The sequence below is a fragment of the Paenibacillus sp. UMB4589-SE434 genome (assembly GCF_030226685.1).
Classification (GTDB): Bacteria; Bacillota; Bacilli; order Paenibacillales; family Paenibacillaceae; genus Paenibacillus_B.
Map to the genome: position 1 here is coordinate 1 of NZ_JASOYK010000024.1, position 465 is coordinate 465.

General features: G+C 57.0%; 1 rRNA gene. It reads left to right on the forward strand.

Annotated features, from left to right (window positions below):
* A 23S ribosomal RNA gene (locus QP775_RS25560) occupies positions 1–465 on the forward strand; the annotation flags it as partial.

Below are 465 nucleotides of genomic sequence, written 5' to 3' on the forward strand. Positions count from 1 at the left end.
ACCCGGTTCGGGGACAGTGTCAGGTGGGTAGTTTGACTGGGGCGGTCGCCTCCTAAAGTGTAACGGAGGCGCCCCAAGGTTCCCTCAGAATGGTTGGAAATCATTCGAAGAGTGCAAAGGCATAAGGGAGCTTGACTGCGAGACCTACAAGTCGAGCAGGGACGAAAGTCGGGCTTAGTGATCCGGTGGTTCCGCATGGAAGGGCCATCGCTCAACGGATAAAAGCTACCCTGGGGATAACAGGCTTATCTCCCCCAAGAGTCCACATCGACGGGGAGGTTTGGCACCTCGATGTCGGCTCATCGCATCCTGGGGCTGAAGTAGGTCCCAAGGGTTGGGCTGTTCGCCCATTAAAGCGGTACGCGAGCTGGGTTCAGAACGTCGTGAGACAGTTCGGTCCCTATCTGTCGCGGGCGTAGGAAATTTGAGAGGAGCTGTCCTTAGTACGAGAGGACCGGGATGGAC